The 12,226-nt window shown below is 62.4% G+C and carries 13 protein-coding genes and 5 pseudogenes; 6 read left to right on the top strand and 12 right to left on the bottom strand.

What is annotated here, in order from left to right:
* Window positions 1-21: 21 nt before the first annotated feature.
* From IPK66_08505 to IPK66_08495, 3 genes are all read right to left on the bottom strand, one after another.
* Entirely contained in the window at window positions 22-522 is a 501-nt protein-coding gene (locus tag IPK66_08505) for a DUF3015 domain-containing protein (GenBank protein MBK8175276.1), read from the bottom strand.
* A gap of 223 nt (window positions 523-745) precedes the next feature.
* A complete protein-coding gene (locus IPK66_08500) occupies window positions 746-1,150 on the bottom strand; it encodes a DUF4410 domain-containing protein (protein ID MBK8175275.1) in 405 nt (134 codons plus the stop codon).
* 269 nt (window positions 1,151-1,419) lie between these two features.
* Window positions 1,420-2,073: a hypothetical protein gene (locus IPK66_08495; protein ID MBK8175274.1), complete on the bottom strand. Its 654-nt coding sequence runs from the start codon at window positions 2,071-2,073 to the stop codon at window positions 1,420-1,422.
* 368 nt (window positions 2,074-2,441) lie between these two features.
* Here IPK66_08495 and IPK66_08490 point away from each other — a divergent pair.
* Window positions 2,442-3,193, top strand: a protein-coding gene (locus IPK66_08490) for an IS5 family transposase (GenBank protein ID MBK8175273.1) whose coding sequence is annotated in 2 segments (ribosomal slippage) — window positions 2,442-2,844 and window positions 2,844-3,193 — 753 coding nt in all. Because the reading frame shifts where the segments join, the coding sequence is not laid out codon by codon here.
* Window positions 3,194-3,211: 18 nt separating this feature from the next.
* On the opposite strand, the pseudogene IPK66_08485 reads toward IPK66_08490, so the two are convergent.
* Window positions 3,212-3,370, bottom strand: a pseudogene (locus tag IPK66_08485) (transposase).
* An 88-nt stretch (window positions 3,371-3,458) separates the two neighbouring features.
* Here IPK66_08485 and IPK66_08480 point away from each other — a divergent pair.
* The 3 genes and pseudogenes from IPK66_08480 (at window position 3,459) to IPK66_08470 (ending at window position 5,611) form a co-directional block, all read left to right on the top strand.
* On the top strand, window positions 3,459-3,920 hold the full coding sequence (locus tag IPK66_08480; GenBank protein MBK8175272.1) for a transposase: 462 nt from the start codon (window positions 3,459-3,461) through the stop codon (window positions 3,918-3,920).
* Window positions 3,917-4,263 (top strand): annotated as a pseudogene (gene tnpB / locus IPK66_08475) (IS66 family insertion sequence element accessory protein TnpB). Before IPK66_08480 ends, tnpB begins: the two are co-directional and overlap by 4 nt.
* A 1-nt stretch (window position 4,264) precedes the next feature.
* A pseudogene (locus tag IPK66_08470) lies at window positions 4,265-5,611 on the top strand (IS66 family transposase).
* Between the two features lie 61 nt (window positions 5,612-5,672).
* Here IPK66_08470 and IPK66_08465 read toward each other — a convergent pair.
* Both IPK66_08465 and IPK66_08460 read right to left on the bottom strand, forming a co-directional pair.
* A pseudogene (locus IPK66_08465) lies at window positions 5,673-6,319 on the bottom strand (IS5 family transposase).
* Window positions 6,320-6,451: 132 nt separating this feature from the next.
* Window positions 6,452-7,075, bottom strand: a complete 624-nt coding sequence (locus IPK66_08460; GenBank protein ID MBK8175271.1) for a ribonuclease HII — start codon at window positions 7,073-7,075, stop codon at window positions 6,452-6,454.
* 144 nt (window positions 7,076-7,219) lie between these two features.
* Here IPK66_08460 and IPK66_08455 point away from each other — a divergent pair, with 144 nt between their 5' ends.
* On the top strand, window positions 7,220-7,429 hold the full coding sequence (locus IPK66_08455) for a hypothetical protein (GenBank protein MBK8175270.1): 210 nt from the start codon (window positions 7,220-7,222) through the stop codon (window positions 7,427-7,429).
* 70 nt (window positions 7,430-7,499) lie between these two features.
* Window positions 7,500-8,488: pseudogene (locus tag IPK66_08450) on the top strand (IS3 family transposase).
* A gap of 368 nt (window positions 8,489-8,856) precedes the next feature.
* On the opposite strand, the gene IPK66_08445 reads toward IPK66_08450, so the two are convergent.
* From IPK66_08445 to IPK66_08420, 6 genes are all read right to left on the bottom strand, one after another.
* Window positions 8,857-9,402 (bottom strand): F0F1 ATP synthase subunit B, encoded by a 546-nt coding sequence (locus IPK66_08445; GenBank protein ID MBK8175269.1) that lies wholly within the window; start codon window positions 9,400-9,402, stop codon window positions 8,857-8,859.
* Complete coding sequence (locus tag IPK66_08440) at window positions 9,402-9,893, bottom strand: F0F1 ATP synthase subunit B' (GenBank protein ID MBK8175268.1); 492 nt, start codon at window positions 9,891-9,893, stop codon at window positions 9,402-9,404. Before IPK66_08440 ends, IPK66_08445 begins: the two co-directional genes overlap by 1 nt.
* 82 nt (window positions 9,894-9,975) lie before the next feature.
* On the bottom strand, window positions 9,976-10,203 hold the full coding sequence (gene atpE, locus IPK66_08435) for an ATP synthase F0 subunit C (protein MBK8175267.1): 228 nt from the start codon (window positions 10,201-10,203) through the stop codon (window positions 9,976-9,978).
* Between the two features lie 69 nt (window positions 10,204-10,272).
* The gene (locus tag IPK66_08430; protein ID MBK8175266.1) at window positions 10,273-11,019 is read right to left on the bottom strand and encodes a F0F1 ATP synthase subunit A; all 747 of its coding nucleotides are present in this window, start codon (window positions 11,017-11,019) and stop codon (window positions 10,273-10,275) included.
* Window positions 10,955-11,413 carry an AtpZ/AtpI family protein gene (locus tag IPK66_08425; protein MBK8175265.1) on the bottom strand — a complete coding sequence of 153 codons (459 nt, stop codon included), beginning with the start codon at window positions 11,411-11,413 and terminating at the stop codon, window positions 10,955-10,957. The genes IPK66_08430 and IPK66_08425 overlap by 65 nt, the downstream gene beginning before the upstream one ends.
* A gap of 380 nt (window positions 11,414-11,793) precedes the next feature.
* A complete protein-coding gene (locus tag IPK66_08420; GenBank protein ID MBK8175264.1) occupies window positions 11,794-12,126 on the bottom strand; it encodes a hypothetical protein in 333 nt (110 codons plus the stop codon).
* Window positions 12,127-12,226: the final 100 nt, after the last annotated feature.

The following is a 12,226-nucleotide window of genomic DNA, read 5'->3' as shown; positions in this document are numbered from 1 at the left end:
CGCCCGCCGCGGGAAACGTGATCAGGACATGACGTAACGCTTAAGCACCTTGTCCCCTCGCATAACCGATTGGATCGAGGCGGCCATTTCGTCCGCCGTCACGCTCTCATTGGGCATGATACGAGTGAAATTGGATTGGGTTGCGGCAAAAAAAACCGGCCGATCGGTGGCGTCGATACCAATGACGTCCGCCAGCGAGGCCAGCGTCTCGCCATCTCCGCGCGACATATCTTGCACCAAGCGGTTCATGTTCGGCGCGATGAACATCGCCATCTTGTCCGGTTGCCTGACCACGCCGTTGCGTGCGCATCCCGAGGTCTCGGACGAAATCCCAAACGTTTGGGTGCCGAAGGTACCATTGGTCGTCGCCGCGAATACTTGCGGAAAGACGCCCTTGGAGCCCTCCCAAACCTGCGAGCCAAGGCCGCAGCCGACGTTGTTTGGACTCCCTTTTCCCTGCGCCAGGGCTTCACCGGACGAAATCAATCCGAAGGCTAGAACGCAAACAGCAACCTTCTTCATCGGGACCTCCCAAGTACCCGTTCAAGTCTTAATCAACCATACTCTGCCAAAAATAATTCTTCAACAATGATGACATGGCTTAAACGAGATATCGATTGTGCATAAGCAAAACGATAGTGAGGATGCGATTGAAGGATGCGAGGCATTGGCGAGCACGCAATGGAAGGCTATAAAATAAAATGGAAAACTTGATATCGCTATGTCGTCGGTGGCCGAGCTGAATTTACCAGATATAGCTCCACATCGACGGCTCGAGGTCCTTTCCCCGCGTCCAACGGACGATCGCCGTTGCCGTCAACCGGGCGAAATTGTCGATGACGTCGTCGACGTAGATCGGGTTCCATTGCGCCGACGATCCCGTTCCGCCGAAGCCACGAACTTCTTCGGAGAACGCCGCAAGCTCCGTTCCGGACGCGTCGTCAATCTGAAACTGCCCTTCGGCATAAGGTTCACCAAGGCCTGAGCCGATGAGAAAGCGTAGTGCTTCGGAGCCGTCGCGGACATCGGTGAAAGCGCCGGTAAACATCACTGCGCCTGCGGGGAGCGGCGTCGGTGCCGTTGTTAGCACCGAGTCGAAAGCCTTCAACTCCACAAGCTCGAAAACCAGCGCACGGCGATAACGACGCACGGCACGTTGTTTTTGCGGATCACGATCCTCGCTTACAATTGGTCCAATGACCATTATCGAGACCGGCGCCGATGGTGGTTGCTGCGTCTCTGCGGTGAGCGTATGTGCGCATCCGGACAACCCTACCGCGCAGAACAACGCTACGATGGCTCCGCTGCGTCGCATCGGCATACATTACCCCGTTAGGGCCATATTTGTACACCTTACGCCACCAACGCAAATAACACAACCCAACGAAAAATAGGGGCTATCGGATCATCGTTCGTCGATCAGGCGGGCAGACGATAAAGAATGGCGGATCCTTTTTTCTGCAGTTCGGCAGCGACCCACCGATTGTGGGCATCGTACGCGACCCAGCCATCGGTTACGCCGGACACCCGGTAGCGCGTCGCCTTAATGGTCTCCCCTCTGACCAGAACCTCGATCGTATCTTCGCCCAGTCGCTGCTGTTCCTTGATCCGCCCACGCTGGGGATCGATCAACTGCGTTTGCTGGGCGATCGCCGGGCGCCAAAAGCTGCCGACCATAATGTCGGCAGGAGCCATGAGATTTCCTTTCTTGTTGGTGATGGCAAAACCGTTGGATGTCGCACGGCCGATGACGAAGAAGTCGCTGTCATCGTCGTGCGTTTTGCTGTCGAACGAGACGAGACGGTCATTTTTCCACACCTCGGTGCCGTCGTGGCGGAACTCGAACACGTTCACGCCAAGAAGTGTAACGGCAATATTGATGTGCGTTCGCACGCTCAGACCTGCTGCACCGGTGGAAAAATCGACATCGTGTGTGCCGATAACCGCGCCCGAGCGCACCACATCGAAGTGAATCCGCTCGGGGCGTGGCGCGGGCCGCGACGGCGTCGCCGCAGCGCCCTGCCCGTCCGGTGCTGCGAACAGGACTGCGCCTGCGGCGAGGCCAGCGAGCACCTCGCGGCGGGAGTACGCCTCTCGCCGCCCCTTATTCGCCGTTTCTCCTTTCGCCGCCCGCTGATCCTCTTTGCCCATCAGTGCGTTCCCTTTTGTCTGTCGCCACAACCGAGCATCCGATGCCCACACCCGGGCGTCAAGGCACCCAGAACCACTTCTGCGCCTGCACAGAGCGATTCGTCTCTAAAGCCGATGATTGTGTGGCGTGCTCAAGGAGGACGAACCAGCCCGCTTTTCAATCAGGACCGATGGTTCGGCGGTCCCACGAGACCGACCCACCTCACTAGGGTCTGTGGACATTCATGTGATCGAGAGGGATTCCCTTGAGGGGCGAAATTTGATTCAAGGCTGAAAAATGGAGATCAGCCTTGGATCGAAACGTGTTGAGCGATGCGCAGTGGCGGCGGATAGCGCCGATGCTTCCTGGCAAGCCGGGCGACCCCGGCCGCTCGGCTGTGGACAACCGCCGGTTTCTCGAAGCCGTATTCTGGATTACCCGCACCGGGGCGCCCTGGCGCGATTTGCACGAAACCTTTGGGTGCTGGAACTCGGTCTTTCGGCGCTTTCGCCGATGGGCGCAGAAGGGCGTCTTCGAAAGACTTTTCAAAAGCTTGTCGGATGATCCGGACTTCGAGTACGCGATCATCGACGGCACCATCGTCCGGGTCCACCAGAAGGGCACCGGCGCAAGGGGGGGGACTCAAAATCAGGCCCTCGGCCGATCGCGCGGCGGCCTGACGACCAAGATCGTGGCGCTGGTCGATGCCCTCGCAACCTGGCGCGCTTCATTCTTCTGCCCGGCCAGCGGCACGACAGCCTCGGCGTTGCGCCGCTGATCGCCGAAATCGACTTTGCCGCTCTGCTTGGCGACAAGGCCTTCGACATTGACTGGATCCGTGCCGAACTGAACAGTCGCGGCACCCTCGCGGTTATCCCGCCCAAGGCCAACCGCAAGCACTCCATCCCGTGCGACCTCGCCATGTACCGCTGGCGCCATCTCGTGGAAAATTTCTTCTGCAATCTCAAAGAGTTTCGCCGCGTCGCGACGCGCTACGACAAAACCCACACCAGCTTCAGAGCCATGATCCATCTCGCAGGCTCCTATCTGGCGCTCAGGTGAATGTCCACAGACCCTAGGTCACGAACTCATAAAGCGCATCCAGATGCGTGCAGCGGCGAGCTTGACGGTTGCGAGGTAGTTGGCGTCGCGCTTTTCGAAGCGGGTGGCGACGGCGCGGAAAGGCTTGATCTTGTTGAAGAAGCGCTCGACGAGGTTGCGATAGCGGTAGAGGAAGGGTACGCATCCGGTGATGGCCGCCTTGTGGTGAGGCGGGATTTTGTGCGGCATTTGGCTCGGATTTGGAGCTAGCGGCAGCGCAAGATCGATGTCTTATCGTCAGGGTGAGGTACTGGGACGGGTCGAGCGGCGGCGTCGGTTCTCGCTCGGGCAGAAGCTTGCGGTTCTGGCGGAGGCGTCGGCGCCGGGAGTGGTGATCTCGGCGGTGGCGCGGCGGCATGGGCTGCTGCCGGCACAGGTGTTCAAATGGCGGCGTCTGGCGGCGCTGGTCGTGATCGACATCCCCGGTGCTTCGAAATTGCCATCGTTCGTCGCCGTCGAGGTCGCGGAAGACGCGGCCGCGAACGAGGTGGCGGCGACGGAGGCCGTCGCGGCGGGGCCTGCGGGCAGGGCTGCGGGTGTGCCGGCGATGATGCCGCCCGCGAAGCCTGGGCAAGGCCGGTCGGGGGTGATCGAGATCGAACTCGGCGCGGGTCGCTGTGTCCGCGTGGTTGGCGATTTCGACGCCGAGGCGCTGCGGCGGGTTCTGGACGTTTTGGATCGGCGATGATTGCCGTTCCGACCGGCGCCCGGGTGTGGCTGGCGACCGGACACACCGACATGCGGCGCGGCTTCGATGGGCTGGCGCTGCAGGTGCAGGAAAGGCTGAAGCAGGACCCGCACTGTGGTCATTTGTTCGTCTTCCGTGGAAGACGCGGTGACCTTTGAAGATCCTTTGGCACGACGGCCAGGGCCTGTGCCTGTTCGCCAAACGTCTCGAACGCGGTCGGTTTCTGTGGCCGTCGGCGGCCGATGGAACGGTGACGATCACGCCGGCGCAGCTCGCGTATCTGCTCGAGGGCATAGACTGGAGGATGCCGCGGCGAACCTGGCGTCCGATCGCCGCCGGATGAGATAACAGCTTACAAAGGCGTGAGAATCTGATTCAGTTCGGGTCGTGATGACGACGCCCGAGCCGCTGCCCGCCGACCTCGCCGAAGCGCACGCGATGATCATCGCCGAGCGCGCGGCCCGGTGGCTGCCGAGGCCGAAGCGGCGATCGCGAAGCAGACGAAGCGGGTTCTCGACCTGGAAATCGAGCGCCTCAAGCTGGAGATCGCCCGGCTGCGCCGGCAACGGTTCGGCACGTCGTCCGAGCGCAGCGCCCGGCTGGAGCAGCTGGAGCTGGCGCTGACCGAGCTGCAGGAGACCGTCGCCCAGGCCGATGCCGCGGCCGAGCTGCGGGCGGCGGAACGGAGCCGACCCCGGCGCGCAGCGCCGCGACGCCACGCAAGCCGGCGCGCCGGCGGTTGCCGGAACACTTGCCGCGCACCCGCGTCGTGTATCCCGCGCCGGCGACGTGTCCCTGCTGCCGCTGACCGCGGCGATCGAGGCGCACGTCCGCGCCGCCGCCCGCATCCACGCCGACGAAACGCCGGTGCCGGTGCTGGCGAAGGGCAAGACGAAGGAAGGTCGGCTGTGGACCGTCGTCCGCGACGACCGGCCGTTCGGCGGTCCCCACCTGGACGGAACAGGCCCGCCGGCCGCCGTCTTCTTTATTCGCCCGACCGCAGCGGCGTGCACGCCGAACGCTTCCTCGCGGGCTGGATCGGCATCATGCAGGCGGACGCCTTCTCCGGCTTCGGCCGGCTGTGCAAGACCGATCGCCGGCCTGGCCCGATCACCGAGGCCGGCTGTTGGGCACATGGCCGCCGCGGCTTCTTTGAGCTGGCGGAGCTGCAGCAGGGGCCGATCGCCATCGAGGCGGTCAAGCGGATCGACGCGCTGTTCGCGATCGAGCGCGAGATCAACGGCGCCTCGGCCGAGCAGCGTCTGGCCGTCCGCAACCAGCGATCCCGCCCGCTGATCCTCGACCTCGAAGCCTGGCTCCGCGACCAGAACGCGAGGCTGTCGGCGAAGTCGAAGACGGCAAAAGCCATCGACTACCTGCTGAAGCGCTGGACCGCCTTCACCCGCTTCCTCGACGACGGCAGGGTTTGCCTCTCGAACAACGCCGCGGAACGCGCGTTGCGTGGCATCGCCGTCGGCAGACGCAACTGGACCTTCGCCGGCTCGGACGAGGGCGGTCGTCGCGCGGCGGCGATGTACACCCTGATCGAGACGGCGAAGCTGAACGGCATCGATCCCCGCGCCTGGTTGGCCTCCGTCCTCGCCCGCCTTCCCGGCCACCCCACCAGCCGCATCCACGAGCTGCTGCCCTGGAACTGGCAGGTACCAGAGCCAATCAGCACCGCCGCATAGCCGCTCACAACTGCGCCGGTCCGGCAACCCACTCCAGCCGCGGCCCTCGCCGGATGGGTACGAGGAAGGGGCTGAAGGCCGGGATGTTGACGCGCCTGGGCATGGGTTTGACGTTGGCCCAAGCCCCCCGCTGGGCCAGGCCCGTGCGCAGCGCATCGCTGTCGTAGGCGCGGTCGGCGAGCAGAATCTGGCCGGTACCGAGCCCGTCCAGCATATCGCTCGCGCTTCGGCCGTCGTGGGCCTGGCCTTCGGTGAGCTTCAGGGCGGTCGGATTGCCGTTGGCGTCGACGAGGGCATGGATCTTGGTCGTCAGTCCGCCGCGCGAACGCCCCATGCACCGGGCTGGAGCGTCGTCCCCTTCACCGGCTCCCGGCGAGCCCCCTTTTTGACGTTCGCCGCATGCTGGTGGACGCGGATCGAAGAGGAGTCGATCATTTGCAGATCGCCTTCGTAAGCCGCCGAAACGGCCTCGAAGAGCCGGTCCCAGACGCCCCGCTCGCGCCACCGGACGAAGCGGTTGTAGCAGGTCGTCGACGGGCCGTAGCGCTCCAGTATATCCGCCCAGGGCGAGCCGGTCCGCAGCCGCCAGTAGATGCCGTTCAGGACCTTTCGGTCATCGGCCCGCGGCACGCCGCGCGGCTTGTTCGGCAGCAGAGGCCCGATGATCGACCATTCGAAATCCGTCAGCTCAAAGCGCAGTGGGGACATGATCGCTCCTTCGAGGAGCTCGAATCAGATTCTTCCCGCCTTGGAAATCCCGTTTATGAGTTCGTGACCTATCTCAAATCGGCAGAGCTTTCGGAGGTTAGATCACGGAATTTCCGGGATGCCAGCGCTGTGCTATCCTGGGGCAAGCTGACCTAGGATCACCTGGACGGAGGGGAATGCGAGACGGTGAAGCGGTGTTGGCCCGAGGCGAAGCAGTGCTGCGCGATGTTCGCGCGTGCCATAGCCGACGTGACGCTCGAATCCGTAACCGGGATACCCATGAGATAAACTGCACATCATCCGGTCGCGGGTAACCTTTGCAATAATCGATGCGGCGGCGATGGAAAGGCTCCGCCTGTCGCCACCGATAATGCACTTCACCTGACAATCGAGATCGGGCGAACGGTTACCGTCGATGAGCGGCATTCCAGGCTGTGTACTGAGTGCGTCAACGGCGCGGTGCATCGCTAAAATTGACGCCCAGAGAATGTTTAGTCGCTCAATCTCGGCGACGTCAGCCATGCCGATACCAATGCAGGCAAACGCTGGCAGCGCCACGGCGATTTGTTCGCGACGGGCGCGGGAGAGCTTTTTTGAATCGTCAATTGCAGTGGCGAGCGAGGACGGCATACGCGTTTGATCAAGAATGACTGCCGCTGCGACAACTGGCCCGGCCCATGAACCGCGCCCCGCTTCATCCACACCGCAAACGGGACCCGCTACGCGCACATTTAGTTCAATTGAAAAATCCGGCATTTCTCTTTCTTATCGCTATTCCTACCTTATCGCTATCCCTACTTCGGTAGATTATACTACCTTTCGTGGGTTATGACCTATGTGTCCAGTTGCGCGTGCCAATGGTCATGATGCGCGAGGGCTGAGCGACGAGGAGGCTCAGACGTGATCGCGGAGGTCGTCATGGAACCGGAAGATGCGGACAGCGCTCAGTTTTCGCTGTGTGTCTTCCTGATCTTCGGCCTGATGATGCTGCCGATGGCTGTACCGCTGTGGGACTGGCGGGCGCTGGTCTACGCGCTGGCCAACCTGAGCGTGGTGCGCATGCTGCTGACCGCGATCAGCCTCATCGGCTCACGCCTGGAGAAGCCGTGAAGTGGACCCCGAATTTGGGACTAGGGGCTTGATTGGAGCGGGGTCGGCTCCGTCGTGGTAGACGGAGATGATGATGAAGAAGCCGAGACGGAAGCTCGATGCGGCGCTGAAGGCGAAGATCGCCCTGGAGGCGCTGCGGGAGCAGGCGACGGTGACGGGCCTGGCGGTGCGTTATGAGGTTCATCCGAACCAGAGCTATGCCTGGAAGAAGCAGCTCTTGGACACCGCGGCGCCGGCCTTCGATCCGGGCGTCGGCATCGACGCGGACGAGGCGCGCGAGCGGGAGATCGAGACGCCGCACGCCAAGATCGGGCAGCTGACGGTCGAGCGGGATTTTTTAGCCAGGAGGTCCGGCGTGTACCGGCCAGCGCCGGCGAACGACGACGCCGATCTGGCGCTGATGCTACGGATCGACGGGCTGTTCACCGCTTGGCCGTTCCTCGGCTCGCGGCGGATGACGGGGATGCTGCGGGCGGAAGGTCTCTCGGTCAACCGCAAGCGGGTGCAGCGGCTGATGCGGCGGATGGGGATCGTAGCCCTGGGGCCGAAGCCGCGGACGACCAAGCCGGCGCCGGGGCACAAGATCTTCCCGTATCTGCTGCGCGACCAGGTGATGTCGGCCGAACCAGGTGTGGGCGGCGGATATCACCTACATCCCGATCGGACGCGGCTTCCTCTACCTGGTGGCGATCATCGACTGGGCGAGCCGGGCGGTACTGGCCTGGCGGCTGTCGAACACGATGGACGGCGCGTTCTGCGTCGACGCCCTCGACGAGGCGCTGGCGCGCTTCGGCCGGCGCGATATCTTCGATACCGACCAGGGCAGCCAGTCCATCAGCGCCGCCTTCACCGGCCGGCTGGCGAGCGCCGACATTCGGATCTCGATGGACGGCCGATGGATGCAACGTCTTCATCGAACGGCTGTGGCGGTCGCTGAAGGACGAGGACGTCTATCTGAAGGGCTACGCCGACGGCCGCGATGCACGTGACGGGATCGCCGCGTGGATCGGCTTCTACAACACCCGCCGGCCGCATCGGGCGCTGGCCGGCCGGACCCCGATGGCGGTGTGGCGCGATGGCATCCACGGCTCCCTGCCCGGCAACGCCGTGCACATGACACTTCGTTTGGTCGACGCGGCCGCGTCGCCCACATGCCCACCGCGACAACAGCAACAAACGCCTTGCGTGGCGTGATCGACAAGGACAGAGCCGGCCAGCCTTCCAATCAAGAACGATGCTCCAGTGATCCCACCAAAGGGCTCCACTTCACACCGACAACAAACACGGCCCCTGAACATCCATGGCGCCAATGCGTTAGAAAATGCAAACCCCTTGCCGCGTCTCCGCAACGGCGGACCGAGGCAAGGGGCTGGAGCACGTCGGCGGTCACGTCGCAACAAAGCGGCGGTGACCTTGTGAGGCGATGGTCAGTGCAGCTTGCTGGGCAACTCAGAGATAGCCGCGTCGATCAGAGCTTGTCCTTGTGCCGGGGTTAGACGTTCCCCTAGGAGGGTGCGCGTGGCTTCAATAGCGATATCAACGGCGCGACCACGAACCTCCGCAATCGCGGCTTGTTGGGCTTGGGCGATACGCTCCATTGCCTGGACCTCGCGTCGCTTGAGCGTTTGCTCAAGCTCATCCTTCGCCTCGGCCGCGAGACGTTCCGCCTCGCGACGCGCGCTGGCGAGGATCGCGTCCGCTTCCTCGGCGGCGTCACGCTGCTTGCGCTCATAGGCGGCGAGCAACGTCTGTGCCTCTTCGGCTAAACGGCTCGCCTCGTCGAGGCGGTTGCGGATGCGCTCCGCCCTCTCGTCGAGCGCGACGGAAATAAGCCGGACGGCATGACGTGCAACGAAGAAGAGGAAGATGGCGAGACCGATGGCCACCCAAAACTCGGCGGCACCGTAGAATGGCTCGGCGTGGGCGGTTGCGTGCGCTCCGCCCGCCGCCGTCTCCGCTGCCCAGGCTTCCATCATCGTTGCTCCGTCAGCGCGGCGTCGACTGCCGCGGTCAGTGCCGCTGGCTCGACCGGGGCACCGATCAGCCGTTCGAACGCTGTACCAGCGACGGAGATGGCGACATCACGCAGGCTAGCGATGGCTAGCTTGCGTGCCCCACGAATGCGTTCTTCAGCAACCGCGATCTCCTGCGAAAGCCGCTCATTCAGTTTCGCATAACGCTCGGTCGCTTCCGAGGCCGCTTTTTCGCGGGCCGCACGGACCTCATCGGCCGCTTTGGCACGGACATCGGCGATCGTTTTCTCATACGCCGCGACGGCGTCTTCGGCAGCGAGCTTTAAGTCTTCGGCCTTGCGCAGGCTCTCGCTGATGCGCAATTCGCGCTCTTCCAGTACATCCCCGATGCGCGGAAGGGCAACACGTGCCATCAGCAGGTATAGGACCACGAAGGTGATCGCCAGCCAAACTAGCTGCGGCACCCACACGGCCGGATCAAATTGCGGCATGGTCTTCTTTCCGCAAAGTCGAATATGGATGTGTCTACGAGCGGGCTGTCCGGCCCGCGGGGGCCGGGTCCGCAGATCGAAATTAGAACACGAACATCAGGATGAGGGCGACAACCAGCGCATAAAGTGCAATGGCTTCGACGAGCGCGAAGCCCACCCACATCGGCAGTTGGATCAGCGGCTGGGCGGCCGGATTGCGTGCCAGCGACGAGATCGTCGTCGCGAAGATGTTGCCAATACCGGCACCGACGCCACCGAGGCCAATAACCGCCAAGCCGGCACCGATCAACTTTGCTGCATCAACTTCCATCGTATTATTCCCTACCCAGGTTTTGGAAGGACAGTCCCCTACAGAGATGGATCGCCTGCGCGATCACCCTCAATGCATGTGTATCGCGTCATTGAGGTAAATGCAGGCCAGCACCGAATACACATAGGCCTGCAGGAATGCGACAAGAAATTCCAGGCCGGTCAAACCGACCACGGCCGCCATCGGAACGAGACCAGGGAACACCCCGAGGATGCCGAGGTTAATCACGAAGGCGCCAATGAAACCGGCGAATACCTTAAGCAGCGTGTGGCCCGCGGTCATGTTGGCGAATAATCGCAACGATAGGCTAATCGGCCGGAAGATGTAGGACAGGATCTCAATGGGCACGAGCAGCGGTGCGATGTACCACGGCGTTCCATGCGGCAGAAAGAAGCCGAAAAAGCCGATGCCATGCTTCACGAAGCCGATGATGGTCGTGCCAATGAACACCACCAGGGCCATGCCGAGGGTTACGACCAACTGCGCAGTGAAGGTGAAACTATATGGCATCATCCCCAGCATGTTGCCGATGAGGATGAAGTAGAACAGCGAAAAGATGAACGGAAAATAGGCACGCCCCTCGCTGCCGACGTTGGTTCTGAGCATGTTGGCAACGAACTCGTATGCGAGTTCCGCCATAGACTGCAATCGTCCCGGAACGAGCGCGCGGGATTTCACGCTGGTGACGAGAAACACCGTGATGAGCGTTACGGCAATTGCCATGTAGAGGCTGGAATTGGTGAATGACGCGTCAACGCTGCCGATGTGGATCGGGACGATCGTATCGACCTGGAACTGATGGAGTGGATTGGCCACGGTGGTCTCCGCCCTCTTTTTCCGACCGCGAGCCGGTCGGCTCCTGTGTTTTATCTCCAGGCTCCGTCGATGACGCCGCAGGCGGACGGAAACCCAAAGCCATGTCATATCCGCGTACAGTGCGGAACACGTTCCACATCCCGGCGCCTGCACCGAGAAAGAAGAACACGATCATTCCCAGCGGGAACGAGCCGGCCCACTGGTCAATCAGCCATCCCAACCCGGCTCCGCCGACCAGTCCACCAACCAGATCGGCAGAGATGGTAAACGCCATGCCGTATCCGGATGTCTTTGCTGTGTCGCTCGCGGCCGCCTTACCGGATTGCCCATCCTTCAGGCGGTTCAGCCGAGATTCGAATTCACTCAATCGGTCGTCGGGGCTGCGCCGGCTCATCGCTTCCCCGCCTCGTAGGCCGCCAAGCGCTCGCTGCGCCGCAGAACGCGCGGACGATAGAGAGACGGTGCGGATACTGTCAAGGCGTAAAAACCTTCGGACGGAGTGTCGGGCAGTGACGCTAAACCGCTGATAATGCCCTGACGGCGGTTTGGCCGCGCATCGCCTGTGGCACGTGCGGCCATTTGCTGCACGCACGAATGTGAGCGGGCTAGTGGCCCGGTGCCAAGATACAGCGCGGACGCGCTACAAGGATCATCCGACGTCCGCGCAAACGCAATCGATTACAGCAAAAGCGGGGCTGGTGAATGGCAGCGGCTAGCGTGGCACGGATGAGGCCAGCAATGACACCCGGCATGGCCTCACGCGGCGTCTGCGGGTCAGTCCTTTTTCTTGGTACTTAGCAGATCTGCATCAAACACATAGACACCCACGCCGGGATCGCTCTTAATGTCCGGTATCAGGTGGAGTTGCTTGACCGCCCGCATTTCCTCAGCGTTCGCCGGATCGACGATAATCACCCGTTTGTCGGAGCCGTCGAACGGAAATGGAAACAGCGTATACTTGATGCGCCCGTCCGGCAGTACCTTAGTTTCGACGTGACCGCCAAAAGCCTTTTGCGGGTACATATTGTATCGGCGTTGATTAGGATTAGGCTCCTCGGCCTTCGCCGGCTGCACCGGAGTCGGCTTATTTTCGTCTTCTTCACTCATTGCTTGTGCGCCGCCCGTCTCGGAAGGAACGTGCCGTCACGGCGAGAGATGGCGGGAACGCCGCCATTTGTCAAGCCGGCGGACCCGATGCCCACGGCCC

This window comes from Rhodospirillales bacterium (assembly GCA_016712595.1).
Lineage (GTDB): Bacteria > Pseudomonadota > Alphaproteobacteria > Rhodospirillales > Defluviicoccaceae > Defluviicoccus.
This window is presented reverse-complemented; position numbering and strand designations above follow the sequence as displayed.

Bases quoted from the DNA above. Each gene is read 5' to 3' on its own strand.
- IPK66_08440 (MBK8175268.1), bottom strand. From the start codon at position 9,893: ATGCCGCAATTTGATCCGGCCGTGTGGGTGCCGCAGCTAGTTTGGCTG.
- IPK66_08425 (MBK8175265.1), bottom strand. From the start codon at position 11,413: ATGAGCCGGCGCAGCCCCGACGACCGATTGAGTGAATTCGAATCTCGG.
- atpE (MBK8175267.1), bottom strand. From the start codon at position 10,203: ATGGAAGTTGATGCAGCAAAGTTGATCGGTGCCGGCTTGGCGGTTATT.
- IPK66_08420 (MBK8175264.1), bottom strand. From the start codon at position 12,126: ATGAGTGAAGAAGACGAAAATAAGCCGACTCCGGTGCAGCCGGCGAAG.
- IPK66_08445 (MBK8175269.1), bottom strand. From the start codon at position 9,402: ATGGAAGCCTGGGCAGCGGAGACGGCGGCGGGCGGAGCGCACGCAACC.
- IPK66_08505 (MBK8175276.1), bottom strand. From the start codon at position 522: ATGAAGAAGGTTGCTGTTTGCGTTCTAGCCTTCGGATTGATTTCGTCC.
- IPK66_08480 (MBK8175272.1), top strand. From the start codon at position 3,459: ATGTCTTATCGTCAGGGTGAGGTACTGGGACGGGTCGAGCGGCGGCGT.
- IPK66_08460 (MBK8175271.1), bottom strand. From the start codon at position 7,075: ATGCCGGATTTTTCAATTGAACTAAATGTGCGCGTAGCGGGTCCCGTT.